12 protein-coding genes and 1 pseudogene are annotated in these 18,583 nt (G+C 68.6%); 5 read left to right on the top strand and 8 right to left on the bottom strand.

Annotation, left to right across the window (positions count from 1 at the left end; genetic code table 11):
* Window positions 1-62: 62 nt before the first annotated feature.
* Window positions 63-968: an NAD(P)/FAD-dependent oxidoreductase gene (locus tag N5C18_RS06365; RefSeq protein WP_164240780.1), complete on the bottom strand. Its 906-nt coding sequence runs from the start codon at window positions 966-968 to the stop codon at window positions 63-65.
* Complete coding sequence (locus N5C18_RS06360) at window positions 958-1,413, bottom strand: Rrf2 family transcriptional regulator (RefSeq protein ID WP_164240781.1); 456 nt, start codon at window positions 1,411-1,413, stop codon at window positions 958-960. The genes N5C18_RS06365 and N5C18_RS06360 overlap by 11 nt, the downstream gene beginning before the upstream one ends.
* A 184-nt stretch (window positions 1,414-1,597) precedes the next feature.
* Here N5C18_RS06360 and N5C18_RS06355 point away from each other — a divergent pair, with 184 nt between their 5' ends.
* Window positions 1,598-3,718 (top strand): methyl-accepting chemotaxis protein, encoded by a 2,121-nt coding sequence (locus tag N5C18_RS06355; protein WP_279944080.1) that lies wholly within the window; start codon window positions 1,598-1,600, stop codon window positions 3,716-3,718.
* Window positions 3,719-3,880: 162 nt separating this feature from the next.
* On the opposite strand, the gene N5C18_RS06350 is transcribed toward N5C18_RS06355, so the two are convergent.
* Window positions 3,881-4,783: a LysR family transcriptional regulator gene (locus tag N5C18_RS06350; protein ID WP_164086432.1), complete on the bottom strand. Its 903-nt coding sequence runs from the start codon at window positions 4,781-4,783 to the stop codon at window positions 3,881-3,883.
* A gap of 106 nt (window positions 4,784-4,889) precedes the next feature.
* Between N5C18_RS06350 and N5C18_RS06345 the strand changes: the two genes are divergently transcribed.
* Together N5C18_RS06345 and dkgB are read left to right on the top strand one after the other, a co-directional pair.
* On the top strand, window positions 4,890-6,104 hold the full coding sequence (locus N5C18_RS06345) for an MFS transporter (RefSeq protein WP_164240783.1): 1,215 nt from the start codon (window positions 4,890-4,892) through the stop codon (window positions 6,102-6,104).
* 87 nt (window positions 6,105-6,191) lie between these two features.
* The gene (gene dkgB / locus N5C18_RS06340) at window positions 6,192-7,001 is read left to right on the top strand and encodes a 2,5-didehydrogluconate reductase DkgB (RefSeq protein ID WP_279944078.1); all 810 of its coding nucleotides are present in this window, start codon (window positions 6,192-6,194) and stop codon (window positions 6,999-7,001) included.
* A 114-nt stretch (window positions 7,002-7,115) separates the two neighbouring features.
* On the opposite strand, the gene N5C18_RS06335 is transcribed toward dkgB, so the two are convergent.
* A complete protein-coding gene (locus N5C18_RS06335) occupies window positions 7,116-7,823 on the bottom strand; it encodes an alpha/beta hydrolase (RefSeq protein WP_279944510.1) in 708 nt (235 codons plus the stop codon).
* 159 nt (window positions 7,824-7,982) lie between these two features.
* On the opposite strand from N5C18_RS06335, the pseudogene N5C18_RS06330 reads away from it, so the two are divergent.
* Window positions 7,983-8,362, top strand: a pseudogene (locus tag N5C18_RS06330) (YbjQ family protein).
* A 64-nt stretch (window positions 8,363-8,426) separates the two neighbouring features.
* Here the strand turns inward: N5C18_RS06330 and N5C18_RS06325 are convergent.
* A complete protein-coding gene (locus N5C18_RS06325; protein WP_164240785.1) occupies window positions 8,427-11,147 on the bottom strand; it encodes a bifunctional acetate--CoA ligase family protein/GNAT family N-acetyltransferase in 2,721 nt (906 codons plus the stop codon).
* 133 nt (window positions 11,148-11,280) lie between these two features.
* Window positions 11,281-12,651 carry a magnesium transporter gene (mgtE, locus tag N5C18_RS06320; RefSeq protein ID WP_053451136.1) on the bottom strand — a complete coding sequence of 457 codons (1,371 nt, stop codon included), beginning with the start codon at window positions 12,649-12,651 and terminating at the stop codon, window positions 11,281-11,283.
* A 342-nt stretch (window positions 12,652-12,993) separates the two neighbouring features.
* On the opposite strand from mgtE, the gene N5C18_RS06315 reads away from it, so the two are divergent.
* Window positions 12,994-14,772, top strand: coding sequence for a monovalent cation:proton antiporter-2 (CPA2) family protein (locus N5C18_RS06315; RefSeq protein WP_279944077.1), 1,779 nt, complete (start codon window positions 12,994-12,996; stop codon window positions 14,770-14,772).
* A gap of 133 nt (window positions 14,773-14,905) precedes the next feature.
* Here N5C18_RS06315 and N5C18_RS06310 read toward each other — a convergent pair whose 3' ends face one another.
* Window positions 14,906-18,244: an ankyrin repeat domain-containing protein gene (locus N5C18_RS06310; protein ID WP_279944076.1), complete on the bottom strand. Its 3,339-nt coding sequence runs from the start codon at window positions 18,242-18,244 to the stop codon at window positions 14,906-14,908.
* Window positions 18,237-18,497: a YcgL domain-containing protein gene (locus tag N5C18_RS06305; RefSeq protein WP_006476245.1), complete on the bottom strand. Its 261-nt coding sequence runs from the start codon at window positions 18,495-18,497 to the stop codon at window positions 18,237-18,239. Before N5C18_RS06305 ends, N5C18_RS06310 begins: the two co-directional genes overlap by 8 nt.
* Window positions 18,498-18,583: the final 86 nt, after the last annotated feature.

Below are 18,583 nucleotides of genomic sequence, written 5' to 3'. Positions count from 1 at the left end.
ATCCACGCCATGCGTGGATGCAGCGGCGCCGACCAGGGTCGGCCTCTACAGAACAAGCCCGATCAGCGCGGCACGCTGTCTTCGGCCACCAGCGCATGATGCATGCCGATTCCCGCGCGCACTCCTTCGGCGGTGGCCAGGGTGATGTTGCCGACCGTGGTCGCATCGCCTGCGGCATACACGTTCGGCACCGAGGTCTGCTTCATCGCATCGACCTCGATCAGAACGCCCAGCGGGCTCTCGGCCAACGTGCAGCCCAGCCGCTGCACCAGCGGCGTGGCCATCGCCTGGGTGGCCGGAACGAACAGTGCCCGCTGCGCGACGCGACGGCCATCGGCCAGTTCCACTTCCAGCCAGCTCGGCTGGTCGCCCTGCACGCCCATTACCGGCGAGGTCTCGATCTGCACCCCGCGCTGCTGCATGGCGGCGCGTTCGTCATCGGTGATCGGCAGGCCCTGGCTGAAGAAGGTGACATTGCCCCAGTCGGCGAACAGCGGCGCCTTGGCGGCCGACATCGGGTGGCCGCCGAGCAGGCCGATCGCACCGCCACCGACTTCATAGCCATGGCAGTAGGGGCAGTGCAGCACGGTACTGCCCCAGCGCTCGGCCAGGCCCGGCAGCTCCGGCAGCTGATCGGCGATGCCGCTGGCCAGCAGCAGTTTGCGCGCGGCCAGCACCTGGCCGTCGGCGGTCTCCACTTCAACCCCATCGCGGGTGCTGCGGGCATGCACCGCTTCGGCGTGCACCCAGCGCACGCTGGGGTAGTCCAGCAGCTGCTGGCGTGCGGTTTTCAGCAGCTCGGCGCCACTGACACCATCCAGCCCCAGCACGCCATGCGAATGGCTGGCGAAGCGGTTGCGCGGCGAACCGGCGTCGATGACGGTGACCGGGCGACGGGCGCGGGCCAGGATCAGGCCGGCGGCGATGCCGGCATAGCTGCCGCCGACGATGAGCACATCAGGATTCATGCTGACCTTCCAGGGAACGGTGATGGGCGAGATGGCGGGCGAATTCGGCACCGAGCTGGTCCAGCGTGGCTGCCTGCAGGCGCTGTTCGAGCAGCCGCTGGGCCTCGCGCGCGCCCTCCAGCAGGGCGCTGTTGACCAGGTGCTGGATCGGGCAACCGCCGCCGGAATCGCGGGCACCGACCTGTACCAGCGGCGGCGCGCCTACGGCCAGATAGATGTCGTGCAGGGTGATGGTGGCGGCGTCGCGGGCCAGCTGGCTGCCGCCGCCGTGGCCGCGTGCGGTGTGCACCAGGCCGGCCCTGTGCAGCTGCGCCAGCAGGCGCCGGATCACCACCGGATGGGTCGGCAGGCACGACGCCAGCTGTTCGGAGGTGCGCGGTGCGCTCTGGCCGACCAGGTGCGCCATCACGTGCAGGGCATCGGAAAGCGGGTTCGCGGACTTCATGTAACAACAATAGTTACATTTAAATCCCCTGTCCAGAGTCTGCTTTCGTTCCATATGGACACATTTGTCCTATGAAATGTTTCCTTCACTTCGCTAAACGAAACGCGAATGTGATCAACGTCGCACTTCAGAGGTGATCGAAACCGGTCGATACCGCATCGCCCCTTCCCGAGAGCCCCTTCCGATGAATGCGTCTGTCCGTGCACCCCGCCTGCAGTCCAAGCTGCTCGGCGCGGTTTCCGTTGGCCTGGCCGTAGTCCTGTTGTGCGCCCTGGCAGGTCTTGCTTCCGCCTGGTTGAAGCTGTCCACCGATGTCCCGCCCGAAGTCGCGCACAGCCGCGATGCCGAGCGCCTGCAGCGCGAGTTCCGCGGCCAGGTGCAGGAATGGAAGAACGTACTGCTGCGCGGGCATGACGACGCGCTGCGTCAGCATCACCTGGAGGCCTTCGACAGCGAAGGCCGTCTGGTCGAACAACTGGCCAAGGGCCTCGCCAGCAGCCCGGATGCGCGCACGCGCGAGCAGGCGCAGGCCTTCATCGGACTGCATGCGCAGCTGCAGAAGGACTATCACGCCGCGCTGCAGGCGTTCGCCGCCGCCGGCTACGATCCCGCCGCTGGCGACACCCTGGTGCGTGGCAAGGATCGTCCGGTGGCCACCGCACTGGATGCGCTGAGCACGCAGGCCACGCAGGTGGCCGAAGTGGCACTGGCGGCACGTTCGCAGCAGGCGCGGCAGACCCTGCTGCTGTGCGCGGCGCTGACCGTGCTGGCCGCGGTGCTGCTGCTGATCGGCCTGGCCTGGTGGTTGCGGCGTGCGGTGGTGCAGCCGGTGCTGGCGGTGGAAGCTGCCGCACGCGCGGTCGCCGCTGGCGACCTGCAGCACGTGGTACGGGTGAGCAGCCGCGATGAGATCGGCCGCCTTGCGCAGGCGATGCAGGCGGTGCAATCCACGCTGCGCGGCGTACTGGATGCACAGGGCGCGATGGCGCAGGCGCACGAGGCCGGCACCATCAGCCATCGCATGGATGCCAGCGCCTTCCCCGGCGCGTTCGGCGAGATGGTGGCCGACAGCAATGCGCTGGTGGACGCGCACATCCAGGTGAAGATGCGCGCGATCGCGATCATGGGCCGCTATGCCATCGGCGACCTCAGCCAGGACATGGAACGCCTGCCCGGCGAGAAGGCGGTGATCACCGAAGCGCTGGATACCGCCAAGGCCAATCTGGGCACCATCAATGGCGAGATCCGCCGCCTGGCCGAAGCTGCCGCCGCCGGCGACTTCAGCCAGCGCGGCGACAGCGCGCGCTTCGAACATGACTTCCGCGCGATGGTCCACGGCCTGAACCGCCTGATGCAGGCCACCGAACTGAACCTCGGTGAGGTCTCCGGCATGCTGCGCGCGATTGCCGATGGCCGCCTCGGCGCACGCATGCACGGCGATTTCCAGGGCGTGTTCGCCCGCATCGCCGGCGACGCCAACACCACCGCCGCGCAGTTGGCGACCATTGTCACCGACATCAAGCACGCTTCCGGCAACATCCACACGGCTGCGGCGGAGATTGCCGCCGGCAACAACGACCTGTCGCGTCGTACCGAGCAGCAGGCCGCCAACCTGGAAGAGACCGCCGCGTCGATGGAGGAACTGACCTCCACCGTGCGGCAGAACGCCGAGCACGCGCGCCAGGCCAACCAGCTGGCGATTGGCGCGCACAGCGTCGCCTCGCAGGGCGGCAGCGTGGTTGGCCAGGTGGTGGCGACGATGGGCGCGATCGAGACCTCGTCGCGGCAGATCGCCGAGATCATCAGCGTGATCGATGGCATCGCGTTCCAGACCAACATCCTGGCGTTGAACGCTGCGGTGGAAGCCGCGCGTGCCGGCGAACAGGGCCGTGGCTTCGCCGTGGTCGCCAGCGAGGTGCGCACGCTGGCGCAGCGATCGGCCGCTGCGGCGAAGGAAATCAAGTCATTGATCGAAGCGTCGGTGGAACAGGTCGGGCACGGTGCGCAGCGCGTGCGCGAGGCCGGCGACACCATGGCCGAGATCGTGGCCTCGGTGCAGCGTGTCACCGACATCATGGCCGAGATCTCCGCCGCGTCGCAGGAGCAGAGCGCGGGCATCGAGCAGGTCAGCCAGACCGTGATCCAGATGGATGGCACCACCCAGCAGAACGCTGCGCTGGTGGAAGAGGCCAGCGCCGCTGCACGCAGCCTGGAGCAGCAGGCGAACCGCCTGATCGATGCCGTGGATGTGTTCGATCTGTCGACCACGGCGGCGGCGAAGGATGCGCTGCAACACGCGGCCTGATTGATCCGGTTGCCGGCCAGCGGCCGGCTCTACCGTGGAACGCGGACACGGGTGGCGCCCGACCGTGGGTCGGGCGACGGAAGGATCGGTGCGGACCCACGGTCCGCACCCACCGGAGCCTGCGGTAGTGCCGGCCGCTGGCCGGCAACCCGGCGGCAACGCTCAGCGCAGGTAATCGCTCTGCGCCATCGCTTCACCGAGGTAATCGAGGAACGAGCTGATCCGCGCCGACACCGCCGTGTTGCGGTAGTACACCGCATGGATCGGCTGGTACACCTCCAGCGTCTGCGCGGCCAGCACCGGCACCAGCGTGCCGGCGGCACGGTCGCGATCGGTGACGAAGTCGGACAGGCAGGTGATGCCCACCCCTTCCACCGCCAGCCGGCGCAGCGTCTCGCCACTGGACACGGCGATGTCCGGTCGCACCAGCAGCAATCCCTCCGACTCCCCGGGCAGCGGCCAGCGGTTCAGCGATTCCGGCTCGTTGAAACCAAGCAGGGTGTGCTGGCCCAGCGCTGCGACCGTGCTTGGCTCGCCCAGCCTGTCCAGATAGGCCGGGCTGGCCACCAGCCGCAGCCTGCAGCGGCCCAGCGGCCGTGCATGCAGGGTGGAATCGGCCAGCGGCCCGATCCGGATCGCCAGGTCGGTGCGTCTCTCCAGCAGATCGATGTAGCGGTCGGAACTGTTCAACTCCAGCTGCACGTCCGGGTAGCGCTCTCGATAACCCGCCACCAGTGGCGCGATCACGTGCAGCACGAACGGCATTGCCGCGTCCACGCGCAGGCGCCCGGCCGGGCGCTCGCGGCGCGCCGCCATCTGTTCCTCCGCCGACTCCACCGCATCGATGATCGCGCGCGCATGGCGCCGGTACGCCTCGCCCTCGGCGGTCAGGTGCAGGCGGCGGGTGGTGCGGGTCAGCAGCGTGGTGCCCAGCTTGTCCTCCAGCCGCCCCAGCGCGCGGCTCACGCCCGACGGCGTCTGCCCCAGCTGCTCGGCGGCGGCGCTGATCGAACCGCTGTCGATCACCGCCAGGAAGGCCTGCATTTCATCAAGCGTCGTCTTCATGCCGCCATTATTGACTGTACGGCAAGAGTGATTGGCGTGAAGACCGGTTTTTCGGCCAGAGATGGCGGCGCAGACTGCACAGCCTCTTCCCCTGCTGGACCCTGTCATGATCCGTGGCATTCCCCTCGCCCTGCTGGCGTTGACCCTCGGCGCGTTCGCCATCGGCACCACCGAATTCGTCATTGTCGGCCTGATCCCGACCATCGCCGCCGACCTGCAGGTCAGCCTGCCCTCGGCCGGCCTGCTGGTTTCCCTGTATGCACTGGGCGTAGCCATCGGTGCGCCGGTGCTGACCGCGCTGACCGGCCGCGTGCCGCGCAAGACCCTGCTGGTGGCGCTGATGGTGCTGTTCACCCTCGGCAACGTCATCGCCTTCATGGCACCGGGCTACAGCTCGCTGATCGCCGCACGCATCCTCACCGGCCTGGCACATGGCGTGTTCTTCTCGATCGGCGCGATCATCGCCACCGCGGTGGTGCCGAAGGAGAAGGCCGCCAGTGCCATCGCGATCATGTTCACCGGGCTCACCGTGGCGCTGGTGACCGGTGTGCCGCTGGGTACCTTCATCGGACAGCATCTGGGTTGGCGCGCCACCTTCCTGGCCGTGGCCGCCCTCGGCGTGATCGCCCTGCTGGGCGCACTGCTGTTCGTTCCGCGCAACCTGCCGCAGAGCGCACCGGCCAGCTTCCGCCAGCAGTTGGCGGTGCTGGGCCAGCCGCGCCTGTTGCTGGTCTATGCAATGACCGCACTGGGTTACGGCGGCACCTTCCTGGCCTTCACCTATCTGGCGCCGATCCTGCAGGACGTCACCGGCTTCTCGGCCAATGCGGTCAGCCTGGTGTTGCTGGTGTACGGCGTGTCGGTGGCAATCGGCAACCTGTGGGGCGGTCGACTGGCCGACCGCCTGGGCCCGGTACCGGCGTTGAAGCGCATCTTCGCGCTGCTGGCCATCGTGCTGTTCGTGCTCACCTTCACCGCCTCCAACAGCGTGCTGATGCTGCTGACGGTGCTGGCGCTGGGGGCCGTGGCCTTCGGCAACGTGCCAGGCCTGCAGGTCTACGTGGTCAAGCAGGCGCAGCGCTATGCGCCGCAGGCCACCGATGTGGCCTCGGGCCTGAACATCGCCGCGTTCAACATCGGCATCGCCCTGGGCGCCTCGCTGGGTGGGCTGGTGGTGGAGCACATCGGCCTGATGCATACGCCGTGGCTGGGTGCGCTGGTGGTGGTTGGCGCCTATGCGCTGACCGCGCTCAGTGGTCGCCTCGACCGTCGCGATGGTATCGATCCGCGCGCCGACGGCATTGCCGCCACCGCGCATTGATCCATGCAATGCACCGTTGCCGGCATGCATACGGTGCCTGCCCTACCCTCTTCTCCTGCTACTCCCTTCCCCCCGTTGGAGCTTCCCATGACTGTCCCCGCCTTTGGTCTCGGCACCTTCCGCCTGAAGGACCAGACCGTGATCGACTCGGTGCGCAACGCGCTGGAGGTCGGCTACCGCGCCATCGACACCGCGCAGATCTATGGCAATGAAGCCGAAGTCGGCCAGGCCATCGCCGAATCGGGTGTGCCGCGCGACGATCTGTACCTGACCACCAAGGTGTGGATCACCGAGTTCAAGCACGATGCGTTGCTGGCCAGCCTGCGCACCAGCCTGGAAAAACTGCGCACCGACCGCGTCGACCTGGCGCTGATCCACTGGCCGTCGCCGAACGACAAGGTCGACGTGCCGATGGAGGAATACCTGCCGGCACTGGCCGAAGCCAAGGCGCAGGGGCTGGCCCGGGAGATCGGCATCTCCAACTTCACCATCGCGCAGACCCGCAAGGCGATCGAGATCGTCGGTGCCGAGGCGATCGCCACCAACCAGGTGGAGATCCATCCGTACCTGCAGAACCGTCTGCTGGTGAAGTTCCTGCAGGACAATGGCATCCACATCACCGCCTACATGAGCCTGGCCTATGGCGAAGTGCTGAAGGACCCGGTGATCCAGGCCATTGCCGGCCGCCACCAGGCCACCCCGGCGCAGGTTGCGCTGGCCTGGGCGCTGCAGCAGGGCTTCTCGGTCATTCCGTCGTCGACCAAGCGCGACAACCTGGCGGCCAACCTTGAAGCGGCGGCCGTGCGCCTGACCGACGAAGACATGGCGCAGATCGCCAAGCTCGACCGCGGCCATCGACTGGCCAATCCGGAAGGTATCGCCCCGGCCTGGGATTGATCCCGACCGTGTTTGCGGCACCGAATCGGTGGGTGCCGACCTTGGTCGGCGCTGGCCTCTGGTCGGTCGATGACACGGCGTGCCGACCAAGGTCGGCACCTACCGAAGGCGGGGTTATCCCTCGTCCTGCAACAACCAGCCGCGCATGGCGGCACTCACTTCATCCGGCTTTTCCATCGGCGCCAGGTGCCCGCAATCGGGCACCACCACCAGCTGCGAGTGCGGCACCAGCGCGTGCATTTCCTCGCTCACTGCCAGCGGCGTGATGCGATCGTTGGCACCGCACACAATCAGCAACGGATCACGGTAGCTCGCCAGCACGTCATGCCCATCGCGGCGCTCCAGCGCGCTCTGGCGCAGGAACACTTCGGCGCCCAGCCGCGCGGTCATGTCGCGCACCCGCTGAACCAGCACGTAGTCGTCCAGCCGCGAGGCATCGATGTAGCTGCGCATCAGTGCATCACCGAAGCCATGGAATTTCCCCGGTAGGCGCACGCTGGCACGTTGGCTGCGCCGCTGTTCGGCGCGCTCGGGCGAATCGGCATGGATCGAGGTGTCGATCAATGCCAGCTGCAGTACCCGCTCCGGAGCGATACGCAGGATCTGCTGGGCGACGAAACCACCCAGTGAGAAGCCGGCCAGCGCAAACCGCTCCGGTGCCTGCGCCAGCACGTCTTCGGCAACCGCCTGCAGGGTTTCGCCACGGGTCTGGTCGCCCACCGTGCAGTCGGCGATATCGGCCAGGTCGGCCAGCTGGGCGCGCCACAGCTCGGCATCGTTGAGCAGGCCGGGTAGCAGCAGCAAGGGAATGCGGTCGGTCATGGCGGTATTGTCGCGCCAGTACGGTGACAGAGCCATGCCGCATCGGGCCGTTGGGTTGTAGAGTCGAGCAAGCTCGACTGCTTCCCGCCGTAGAGTCGAGCTTGCTCGACTGTCTGGCTGGCAGTCGAGCAAGCTCGACTCTACGACACGGACGCGACCATGGCAGACCCCTACAACAGCGGCATCCCCTCCCCTCCGGCGCTGCGTTTCGACGATTCGCTGGTCACCACCGCCTTCGAGCTGCCCGGCTACCGTGTGGCGCGCAACCTCGGCGTGGTGCGTGGCATCACCGTGCGCTCGCGCTCGATCGTCGGCAACTTCCTGGGCGGCATCCAGACCCTGTTCGGCGGCAACATCACCATCTACACCGAACTGTGCGAACAGGCCCGCGAGGAACCTACCGCGACATGGTCAAGCACGCACGGCAACTGGGCGCCAATGCGATCATCGGCATGCGCTACGACGCCACCGATGTGATGACCGGGCTGACCGAGGTGCTGTGCTACGGCACGGCGGTGGTGGTGGAACCGTTGCGGTAACCTGGTCGTAGAGTCGAGCTTGCTCGACTGTTCCTGGATGACAAGCAGTCGAGCAAGCTCGACTCTACAGCGGTGCCGCCGGCACCTCGACCTGCTGCACCGGCAGGGTCACCATCATCACCGTCGGGTCGTCCGGGTCCAGCTTGGTCTTGAAGCCCAGGCTCTGGCACATCGCCAGCATGGTGCTGTTCTCGCGCAGCACCTGGCCTTCGACCACATCCAGGCCCAGCCACTTTGCGTACTCGATCATGATCGCCATCAGCCGCCAGCCGATGCCGTGGCCCTTCAGGTCCGACCGGATCAGGATGCCGTACTCGCCACGGTGGTAATCGGCGTCGGCGTGCAGGCGCACCGCGCCGAGCATTTCGCCGCTGCGCGGTTCAATCGCCACCAGTGCGATCGAGCGCGCGTAGTCGAGCTGGGTCAGGCGCGCGATGAATTCGTGGCTGAAGTGCTTCACCGACTGGAAGAAGCGCAGGCGCAGGTCCTCGTCGCTGACACGGGCGAAGAACGCGCGGAACAGCGCGTCGTCTTCCGGCCGCACCGGCCGTACGAAGGCGCGGCCGCCGTCGGACAGTTCGATGGTGCGCTCCCACTCCTTCGGATACGGGAACACCGAGAAACGAGGATGGCCGCGGCCCTTGTGCAGGATGCGCGAGGGCGCGATGGCGACGCGCGCATCCAGGGCGAGGATGCCCTTGCCATCGACCAGCAGTGGATTGATGTCCAGCGTGCGCACTTCGGGAATGTCGGCGGCCAGCTGGGCCAGCTTCACCAATGCCAGCGCCAGTGCACGCTCGTCGGCGGCCGGCACGTCACCGTAGGCCTTGAGGATGCGCGAGGCACGCGTCTGGCCGATCAGTTCGTGGGCCAGGCGGAGGTCCAGCGGCGGCAGCGCCAGCGCCTTGTCGTTGATCACTTCCACCGCAGTACCGCCACGGCCGACCACGATCACCGGGCCGAAGGTGGCGTCGTCGGCGATGCCGACGATCAGCTCGCGTGCCTTCGGGCGGACAATGGTCGGCTGTACCAGCAGGCCATCGATGCGTGCGTCCGGCCGCAGCTGGCGGGCACGCGACAGGATCGCATTGGCCGCGCTCTGCACCGCCGGCAGCGTGCCCAGGTTGAGGCGCACGCCATCCACTTCCGACTTGTGCGGAATGTCAGGCGACAGGATCTTCAACGCCACGCTGGCGCCGCGCTCCAGCAGCGGTTGCGCGAGGTCCATCGCCTCGTGCGCATCGCGCGCGTGCATCACCGGCGCGGACGGAATGCCATAGGCCTTGAGCAGTTCGTGGGTGGCCAGCGGGTCCAGCCACTGCTGGCCGTTGGCCAGCGCGGCATCGACCAGCGCGCGCGCAGCCGCCGCATCGACGTTGAAATCCTGTGGCAGGCTGGGCGGCGTTTCCATCAGCGCGTTCTGCGCTTCGCGGTAGCGCACCAGATGCTGGAAGCCACGCACGGCCTCGGCCTCGGTCGGATAGGTCGGCACCCGCGCCGCGTTGAGCGTGGCGGTAGCCTGGTCGTCGTTGCCCAGCCACACCGCGAACACCGGCTTGTCGCGGTGATGGCGCGGGCGCAGGCCGAGCGTGCGGGTCAGCGCCTGCGCTGCATCGGCGGACGAGGTGAACGCGGTCGGTACGTTGACCACCATCACCGCGTCGTTCTCGTTGTCGGCCAGCAGCGCTTCGATGGCCGAGGCGTAGCGGTCACCGTCGGCATCGACCACGATGTCGACCGGATTGCTGCGCGACCAGCCCTGCGGCAGCACCGCGTCGAGCTTCTCGATGGTGCTGTCGGACAGGTTGGCCAGCGTGCCCCGCAGTGCGATCAGCTGGTCCACCGCGAGGCGGCCGACACCGCCGCCGTTGCTGAGGATGGCCAGTCGGCGGCCGGGGAAGGTGCCCAGCCGGCCCAGCGACTCGGCGGCGGTGAACAGTTCGTCCAGCGCACCGACGCGCAGCAGGCCGGCGCGGTTGAACGCCGCGCCGTAGACATCGTCGGCGCGCGCAAGTGCCTGCACGTGGGTATCGCGGCTGCCCGGCTGCACGCGTTCGGCGCGGCCCGACTTCACCACCACCACTGGCTTGGCACGGGCGGCGGCGCGCGCGGCCGACATGAACTTGCGCGCGTCCTTGATCTGCTCGACATAGAGCAGGATGGCGCGAGTGCGGTAGTCGGTGGCGAAGTAATCGAGCAGATCGCCGAAGTCGACATCCATCGTGTCGCCCAGCGAGACCACGGCAGAGAATCCGACCGAGCGCGCCACGCCCCATTCCACCAGTGCGGCGGCAATGGCCGAGGATTCGGAGATCAGCGCGAGGTCGCCGGCCTGCGGGAAATGCGCGGCGATGCTGGCGTTGAGCCGTGCATGCGGCGCGATCACGCCCAGGCAGTGCGGGCCAAGGATGCGCAGGCCATGCGTGCGCGCCACCGCCTCCACCTGCGCCGACAGCGAGCCGGGGCCTTCGCCCAGGTGCGCGGTGAGGATGATCGCCGCCTGCACGCCACGTTCGGCCGCGGTGCGCACCACCTGCGGCACGATCGTCGCCGGCGCGGTGATCACCACCAGGTCAGGCACCCAGTCCAGGTCCTTCAGCCGTTTGACCGTGCGGATGCCATCGATCTCGGCATGCCGCGGGTTGATCCAGGCCACCTTGCCGGGAAAGCCGGTACCACGCAGGTTGCGCATCACCGCACGGCCGGCCGAGCGCTCGCGCGGGCTGCCACCGATCACCGCGACCGACTGCGGACGGAACACAGACTGCAGATGGTAGGTACTCATGCGCCTACGGTACCCAAAAAGGGGACGGAGGGGATTAAGTCGTTTGTGCCACAAACGACTTAATCCCCTCCGTCCCCTTTCTGTTCTGCGTGCCGACCAAGGTCGGCACCTACCGCAGCACGGTGGTTCCGGCTTACAGCAGCGTGCCGTGCAGGATCATCGCGGCGATGCTGAAATAGATCACCAGGCCGGTCACGTCCACCAGGGTGGCGACGAACGGGGCCGAGGCGCTGGCCGGGTCGAAGCCGAGGCGCTTCAGGATGAACGGCAGCATCGAGCCGGACAGCGAGCCGAAGGTGACGATGCCGACCAGCGCCGCACCGATGGTGATCGCCAGCAGGATCCAGTGCTCGCCATAGTCGTGCAGGCCACCGAGCTGCCAGATCACGATGCGCACGATGGCCAGGCAGCCGAGGATGGCGCCGAGCACCATGCCGGTCGGGATCTCGCGCAGGGCCACCTTCCACCAGTCGCGAAGGCGCAGTTCGCGCAGCGCCAGGCTGCGGATCAGCAGCGAGGTGGCCTGCGAACCGGAGTTGCCACCCGAACTCATGATCAATGGAATGAACAGGGTCAGCACCACCGCGCGCGCCAGTTCGTCCTCGTAATGCTGCATCGCGCTGGCGGTGAGCATCTCGCCCAGGAACAGCACGCTCAGCCAGCCGGCGCGCTTGCGCAGCATCTCGAGGAAGCCGATCTGCATGTACGGCTTGTCCAGCGCTTCCATGCCGCCGAACTTGTGCGCGTCCTCGGTGGACTCCTCGATCAGTGCATCCAGCACGTCGTCGACGGTGACGATGCCAAGCATCTGCTGCTGCGCATCGACCACCGGGATCGCCAGCAAATCGTGGCGGCGGATCAGCCGCGCCACTTCCTCCTGGTCCATCAGCGCGTCAACGGTCACCGGCGGATTGACCTGGGCCACGTCCAGGATCGATTCCTCCGGCAACCCGGTGATCAGCCGGCGCATGGTCACCACCTGCTGGAGGTGCTGGCTGGCCGGGTCCAGCACGTAGATCGCGTACACCGTTTCGCGGGTGCGCTCGACCTGGCGGATGTGCTGCAGGGTCTGCGCCACGGTCCAGCTGGCGGGCACCGCCACGTACTCGGTGGTCATCAGCGCGCCGGCGGTGTTGGGCGGGTAGCTCAGCAGCTTCTGGATGGCCTGGCGGGCATCGGTGCCCAGCAGCGGGATCAGCCGCGCGCGCTCGTCCTCGTCCAGCTCGTGCACGATGTCGGTGGCGCGGTCGTCGGCCATCAGCCCGAGCAGGGCGGCGGCGCGCGCCGGCGGCAACGCGGCCACCAGCTCGCCACTGCGGTGCAGTTCCGGCGCTTCGAGCATCTTCACCGCACGCGGCAACGGCAGCGCCGCCAGCGTGTCCGCGGCGCGGGTCAGCTCCAGCGTATTGAGGAACTCCACCGCGTCGGCGGTGTTGTAGTTCGCCAGGGGTGCGGCCAGGGCAGCAGCATCGGCCCCTGCGCGCAGCAATTGCTTCTGGTTCATCGGTTCTGCCTTGTGGGGTGCGACCTCGCGCAACGCCAACGCAGGCAAACCGTCCCGATGTCAGGCGGTGGCCATCGCTGGCGTCGAACGAGGTCGACTTCTACTGTCGCTGGACATGGGTTGGGGACTCCGGGATGCGTGTGCCGGCGGACGCGCCGCCAGCGGCGGGGAGTCTGGACCTGCCGGGCATGCAGGTCAACCCAGGGCCAGCCGGCAGCGTTGCCCGCACGCGTGTCCTCGTGCGTACACGTACCGGCGCGCATAATGTCGCGGTGGCGTTCGCCATGCCTTTCCTCCTCCGAACGGACGCGCGGCCGGTTTCCCCGATGACCAGGTATTCCCATGCATAGCGGCGGTCTGGAACTGGCGCTGGTACTGCTGCTGGCGGCGGTCATCGCCGTGCCGGTGTTCAAGAAGTTCGGCTTTGGCGCGGTGCTGGGTTACCTGGCGGCCGGCGTGGTGCTGGGCCCGGACGGGCTGGGCTTCGTGCAGGACGCCGACCGCATCCTCGGCGCTGCCGAGATCGGTGTGGTGATGCTGCTGTTCGTGATCGGCCTGGAACTGTCACCGGCACGCCTGAAGGTGATGCGGCGCTCGGTGTTCGGTGCCGGTGCGGCGCAGGTCGCGCTGTCCGGGCTGGTACTGGGCGGGCTGTTGCTGCTCGATCATTTCCAGTGGAAAAGCGCGCTGGTGGTGGGTGTGGCGCTGGCGCTGTCGTCCACCGCGGTGGGCCTGCAGCTGCTGTCCGAGCACAAGGCGATCAACAGCGACCATGGCCGGCTGGGCTTTGCCATCCTGCTGTTCCAGGACCTGATCGCGATCCCGTTGCTGGCGGCCATCCCGCTGCTGGGCGGGGTCAAGAACGAGACGCTGCGCTGGGAGGACGCGGCCGTGGCGCTGGGCGCGCTGGCAGTGGTGATCCTGTGCGGGCGGCCGGTGCTGCGCAGGGTGTTCAGCATCATTGCGCGCACCCGCAGCCCGGAGGTGTTCACCGCCACCGCCCTGTTGGTGGTGCTGGGCACCGCCTGGTTCATGCAGGAAGCGGGCCTCAGCCCCAGCCTCGGCGCCTTCCTGGCCGGCGTGCTGTTGTCCGATTCGGAGTTCCGGCACGAACTGGAAGCACAGATCGAGCCGTTCAAGGGGCTGCTGCTGGGCCTGTTCTTCATTGCGGTGGGCATGGGCATCGACCTCGACCGCATCGCCGCCGAACCGTGGCTGATCGCTGCAGGCGTCGGCATCCTGCTGGTGGTCAAGTTCGGCCTGCTGTACGTGATCGGGCGTATCGCAAGGCTCAGTTCGCGGCAGTCGCTATTGCTGGGCAGTGTGTTGTGGCTGGGCGGTGAATTCGCCTTCGTGGTGTTCAACGAAGCGCAGCGCGCGCACCTGCTGGGCAACGCCAACCATGACCGGCTGGTGGCCATCGTCGGCCTGTCGATGGCGATCACGCCGCTGCTGATGATCGCGCTGCTCAAGCTGCTCGGCCAGGAGAAGGCCGCACCGCGCCAGGCCGCCGAGGCTGACAAGGTGGCACCGGACAACCGGCCGAAGGTGCTGATCGCCGGCATGGGCCGCTTCGGCCAGGTGATCGCGCGCCTGCTGACCGCGCAGAAGGTGCCGTTCGTAGCGCTGGAGGCGAACCCGGACACCGTGGCCGACCTGCGCCGCTTCGGCAACCAGCTGTACTACGGCGACCCGACCCGGCCGGAGATGCTGCGCGCGGCCGGTGGCGAGCACATCGATGTGTTCGTGATCACCGTGGATGACCCGGAGACCAACCTGCGCGCGGTGCGCATGGTGCGCAGGCTGTATCCGGATGCGACGGTGCTGGCGCGAGCGCGCAACCGCCAGCATGCGTGGCGCCTGATGGACATGTCGGCCGAGCCGTTCCGCGAAGTATTCGGCACCAGCCTGGAGATGAGCGGGCGTGTGCTGACCGCGCTGGGTATTGCGGCCAACGTGGCCGAGCGCCATGTGCAGCGCTTCCGCGAACATGACGAACAGCTGCTGCGCGACCAGTACCTGGTCTACGACGACGAGGCGGCGGTGATCCAGACCTCGCGCGATGCGCGCAACGACCTGATGCACCTGTTCGAGGCCGACGCGGAAAGCGACGACACGTAGGCGTGCCGACCAACGGTCGGCACCCACCCGATGGATGGCGAACCCGGTAGTGCCGGCCGCTGGCCGGCAACCTCGGAATTCCGGTGATTTCATCAGTTGCCGGCCAGCGGCCGGCACTACCCATTTCCAGGGATCAGCCGTTGTCGCGCAGGAACCGGGCCATCGAGGAAACGCCCGGCACGCGCGGCTCGAACTCACCGGCCACGTCGATGAAACCGCGCATCACGGCGATCTCGCGGGGGCTGCGGTTGAGGCTGTCGCGCACTTCCGGATCGGCACCGGCACGCAGCAGGCGCTGCACCAGCAGCGGCAAACCGTGCAGGGCGGCCAGGTGCAGCGGGCCGAAGCCGCGCGGGTCGCGCACGTCCAGGCTCACGTCCTCATCCAGCAGGCGCTCCACCGCAGCCATCACCACCTGCTCGTCGCAGGCGGTACCCGGCTCGGCGCGTGCGCCCAGCAGCAGCAGCAACGGCGTAACCGAACCGGCAGCAGCCTGGTCCGGTTCCGCACCGGCCAGCAGCAGGGTGTCGAGCAGGGCCAGCAGGCGCGAGCGGTCACGGGCACTGAAGCCATACAGCGCGGCACAGTGCAGCGGACCCAGCTGCTGCGCGTCACCGGCGTGCACGTCGGCACCGGCGGTGAGCAGGCGCGCGACGATGTCCGGCAGGCCCAGCGCCGAGGCCAGCATCAGCACCGTCACTCCGCCCGGCAGGCGATGTTCCAGCTTGGCACCGGCATCGAGCAGGGCCGAGACGATGTTCACCTGGCGCATGCTGACCGCCGCCGACAACGGCGTGGCACCACTGGCCGCCGCGTGCTGCGGATCGGCGCCACGCGCCAGCAGCAGATCGGTCACTGCCAGATGGCCACCACCGGCCGCACGCAGCAGCGCGGTGCAGCCCTGTGCATCGACGGCGTCGACGGCGAATCCCAGATCGATCAGGCGGCGCACGGCGTCCACATCACCGGCCATCGCGGCGGCAGGTAGATCGGCCTCGCGCAGGGTGCGGCGTGGCAACGGCCACACCCGCCAGTCCAGCCAGTCGGCCAGGTCACGGCGTCCAATCGACAGCGCCACGCCCAGCGGCGTCTGGCCATCAGCGGCGCGTGCTTCCGGCGAGGCGCCGTGCTGCACCAGCAGCTTCAACGCACCTTCGCGAGCCAGCGCGGTGGCCAGATGCAGGGCGGTCATGCCGTGGCTGTCGCGCGCTTCGCGATCGACGCCAGCCTTCAACAGGGCCTGCTGCAGGCGCAGCCAACCCAGGCGTACCGCCAGCGACAGCGGCGGATCACCGGCCGGCGAGGCCGCAAACGGATCGGCGCCGCGTTCCAGCAATTCCAGCGCCAGCTGTTCCAGCCCTCGGGCGGCCTGGTCGTGCTGGGCGCAGGCGGCGAGGAAGCGCGCAAGGCCACCGCGCCCGGCCGGCGACAGGCCACGCTGCAGCATCACCTGCAGCGCCGGCACCGCATCAATGCCGCGCGACAGCAGGGCGAACATCGGCGTGTCGGCGCAGGCGTCACGCACATAGGGATCGGCGCCGTGGCCCAGCAGCCAGTCGACCGCACGCGGTTCCAGCGCCAGCTCCGGATCGAGCAGCAGGCCACCCAGTTCTTCCGGCTGGCACAGCCTCGCCAGCGCGGCCATGCCTTCGGTGTTGCCGAAGCCCAACGCTTCACGCAGCAGGGTCAGCGGCGGACGGTCCGGCAGCAGGCCGCTGGCCATGGCCGCTTCGCCGCGCTCGGCCAGCCCATCACTGACGGCGGCCGGCAACGGATAGGACGGGTCCAGCAGGGCCACGATTGCCCAGCGGCCCGCTTCGGCGGCGTAGTCCACCGCGCGGCGGCCGACCGGATCGGCGGCATCGGCGGCGATGCCCAGCTCAACCAGGCGCTTGATCAGCAGCGGCGAGACATCCTCGGCCATCACCGCCAGCTGCACCGCGTTGCGGCCTTCGCCGTCCACGGCGACCAGGTCCGGCTTGTGTGGCAGCAGGTGCTCGATCACCGCAGCGCGACCGGCACGGGCCGCTTCCAGCCACGGCGTACGGCCCAGCGCATCGCGCGCTTCCAGGTTGGCGCCGGCACCGAGCAGCACGCCGATGATCTCCACGTGGCCGGCCAATGCCGCCTCGTGCAGCGCACTGCGGCGCTGGCGATCACGCGCGTCGGCGCGTGCCTTGTGCTTTAGCAGCAGCTGCACGCCGGCCGGATCGTCGTCCTCGGTGGCGGCGGCAGCCAGCAGCACCGGGGTGCCCTCGGCCGGCTCGCTGCGGGCACCGCGTTCGAGCAGGAAACGCGCCAGGCGCCAGTTACCGACCTGGCAGGCCACTGCCAGCGGCGACCAGCCATCACTGTTCAGCGCATCGACTTCGGCCGCGGCATCGCGCAGCAGCGCCGCCACGCCCGGGTCGGAACTGCGCGCAGCATGGTGCAGCGGCGTGTTGCCGTCGCTGTCGGTGGCGCGCGAATCGGCGCCGTTGGCGAGCAGGGTCATCACCGCTTCGGGGCGGCCATGCCAGCTGTCACGGGTCGCCGCCAGCAGCGGGGTCATGCCGCGGTGCGGCGCGTTCACGTCGACGCCGCGGGCGATCAGCTCACGCAGCAGGCGCAGGTCCGGCAGCACCGCGGCCAGTACCGCCAGGCTGCGCTGGTCGCGCCAGTTCGGGTCCGGCAATGCATAGGGATCGGCACCGGCCTGCAGCAGCTGCAGGCCGCGGTCGATGCGGCCATGGCGGGCGGCTTCGTACAGGGCCGGGGTCAGTTCCTGCGGCGCCATCGCCTCCAGCGGCGCGGTCTCGGCCGCGGCGGCGAACATCGGTTCGTGTTCGTGGCTGGTCGCGTTCAACGCGCCAGTACGCAACGACACCAGCGGTGCGGGCGCCACCCGCTGCAGCAGCAGGTGCAGCAGCGGCGACAGCACCACCACCGCCAGCGCGGCCGGCCAGCGAGCACTTTCAGGCAGCAGGTCGGGCCAGGCCGGCAGCACCACCAGTGCCGCCAGCGCGATCACCAGCGCGGCCACGCCGAGGCCGCGCCAGGCAGTCAGGTCGCGCCCGGCCAGCGCCTGCCAGTGCTGGGCCAGGCTGCCATCCAGGCGTTCGACATCGTTCCACAACGGCCAGGTGCGCCAGGCCGCCAGCAGGCCGGCACTGACCAGCACGCTCAGGCCCAGCACCGCCGCCAGGCTGCCGCTATCGCGCAGCGCGGCCAGCGGCCAGGCCAGCAGCAGCGCCAGCAGGACCGGTGCGGCCGCCCACAGCGCCAGCAGCGCGGGCAGGTCCTGGCGCGCAACCACCTTCAACGGCAGCAGCGCGCGGCTGCGCCGCCACCACGACACGCCCAGCGCGAACGCAGGCTGCGCCAGTGCGGCAAGCAGGGCGCCCGGGACGCCGCCCACGGCAGCGCCCAGCGCCAGCACGGCGCCAACAGTGAAGGCAATCGACAGCGCGCGCGGACGGGAAGGATCAGTCATAGTGCCGCGGCATCAGGCTGGCCACCGACGGCGGCACCTGCAGGTAGAAGCCGCGTTCGCTCATTTCGCTGCGGACCTTGTCCGGGTCGGCCTGCGCCAGGCGGCGCTGGGCATCCAGGGCAACGTCCAGCACGAAAGTGAGCGTCCCCAGCGATTTGAGCAGCGGCGCAGGCAGCGCGCTGAAATCTTCGCGTCGGGGAACGTAGACGTAGGTGTCCGGCTTGAGTTGGCTTTTATAGACGTAGGCGTGCATGTCCGCGGGACAATAACCCGGGAAGAGCCATGATTGTGTCGGAAAGCCGACACCGGGGAAAGCCGTCAGCCGACGATGGCGGCGTG

The organism is Stenotrophomonas sp. GD03930, from assembly GCF_029839665.1.
Lineage (GTDB): Bacteria > Pseudomonadota > Gammaproteobacteria > Xanthomonadales > Xanthomonadaceae > Stenotrophomonas > Stenotrophomonas forensis.
The sequence above is the reverse complement of the archived record's forward strand: the minus strand, read 5'-3'. Positions and strand labels throughout refer to the sequence as shown.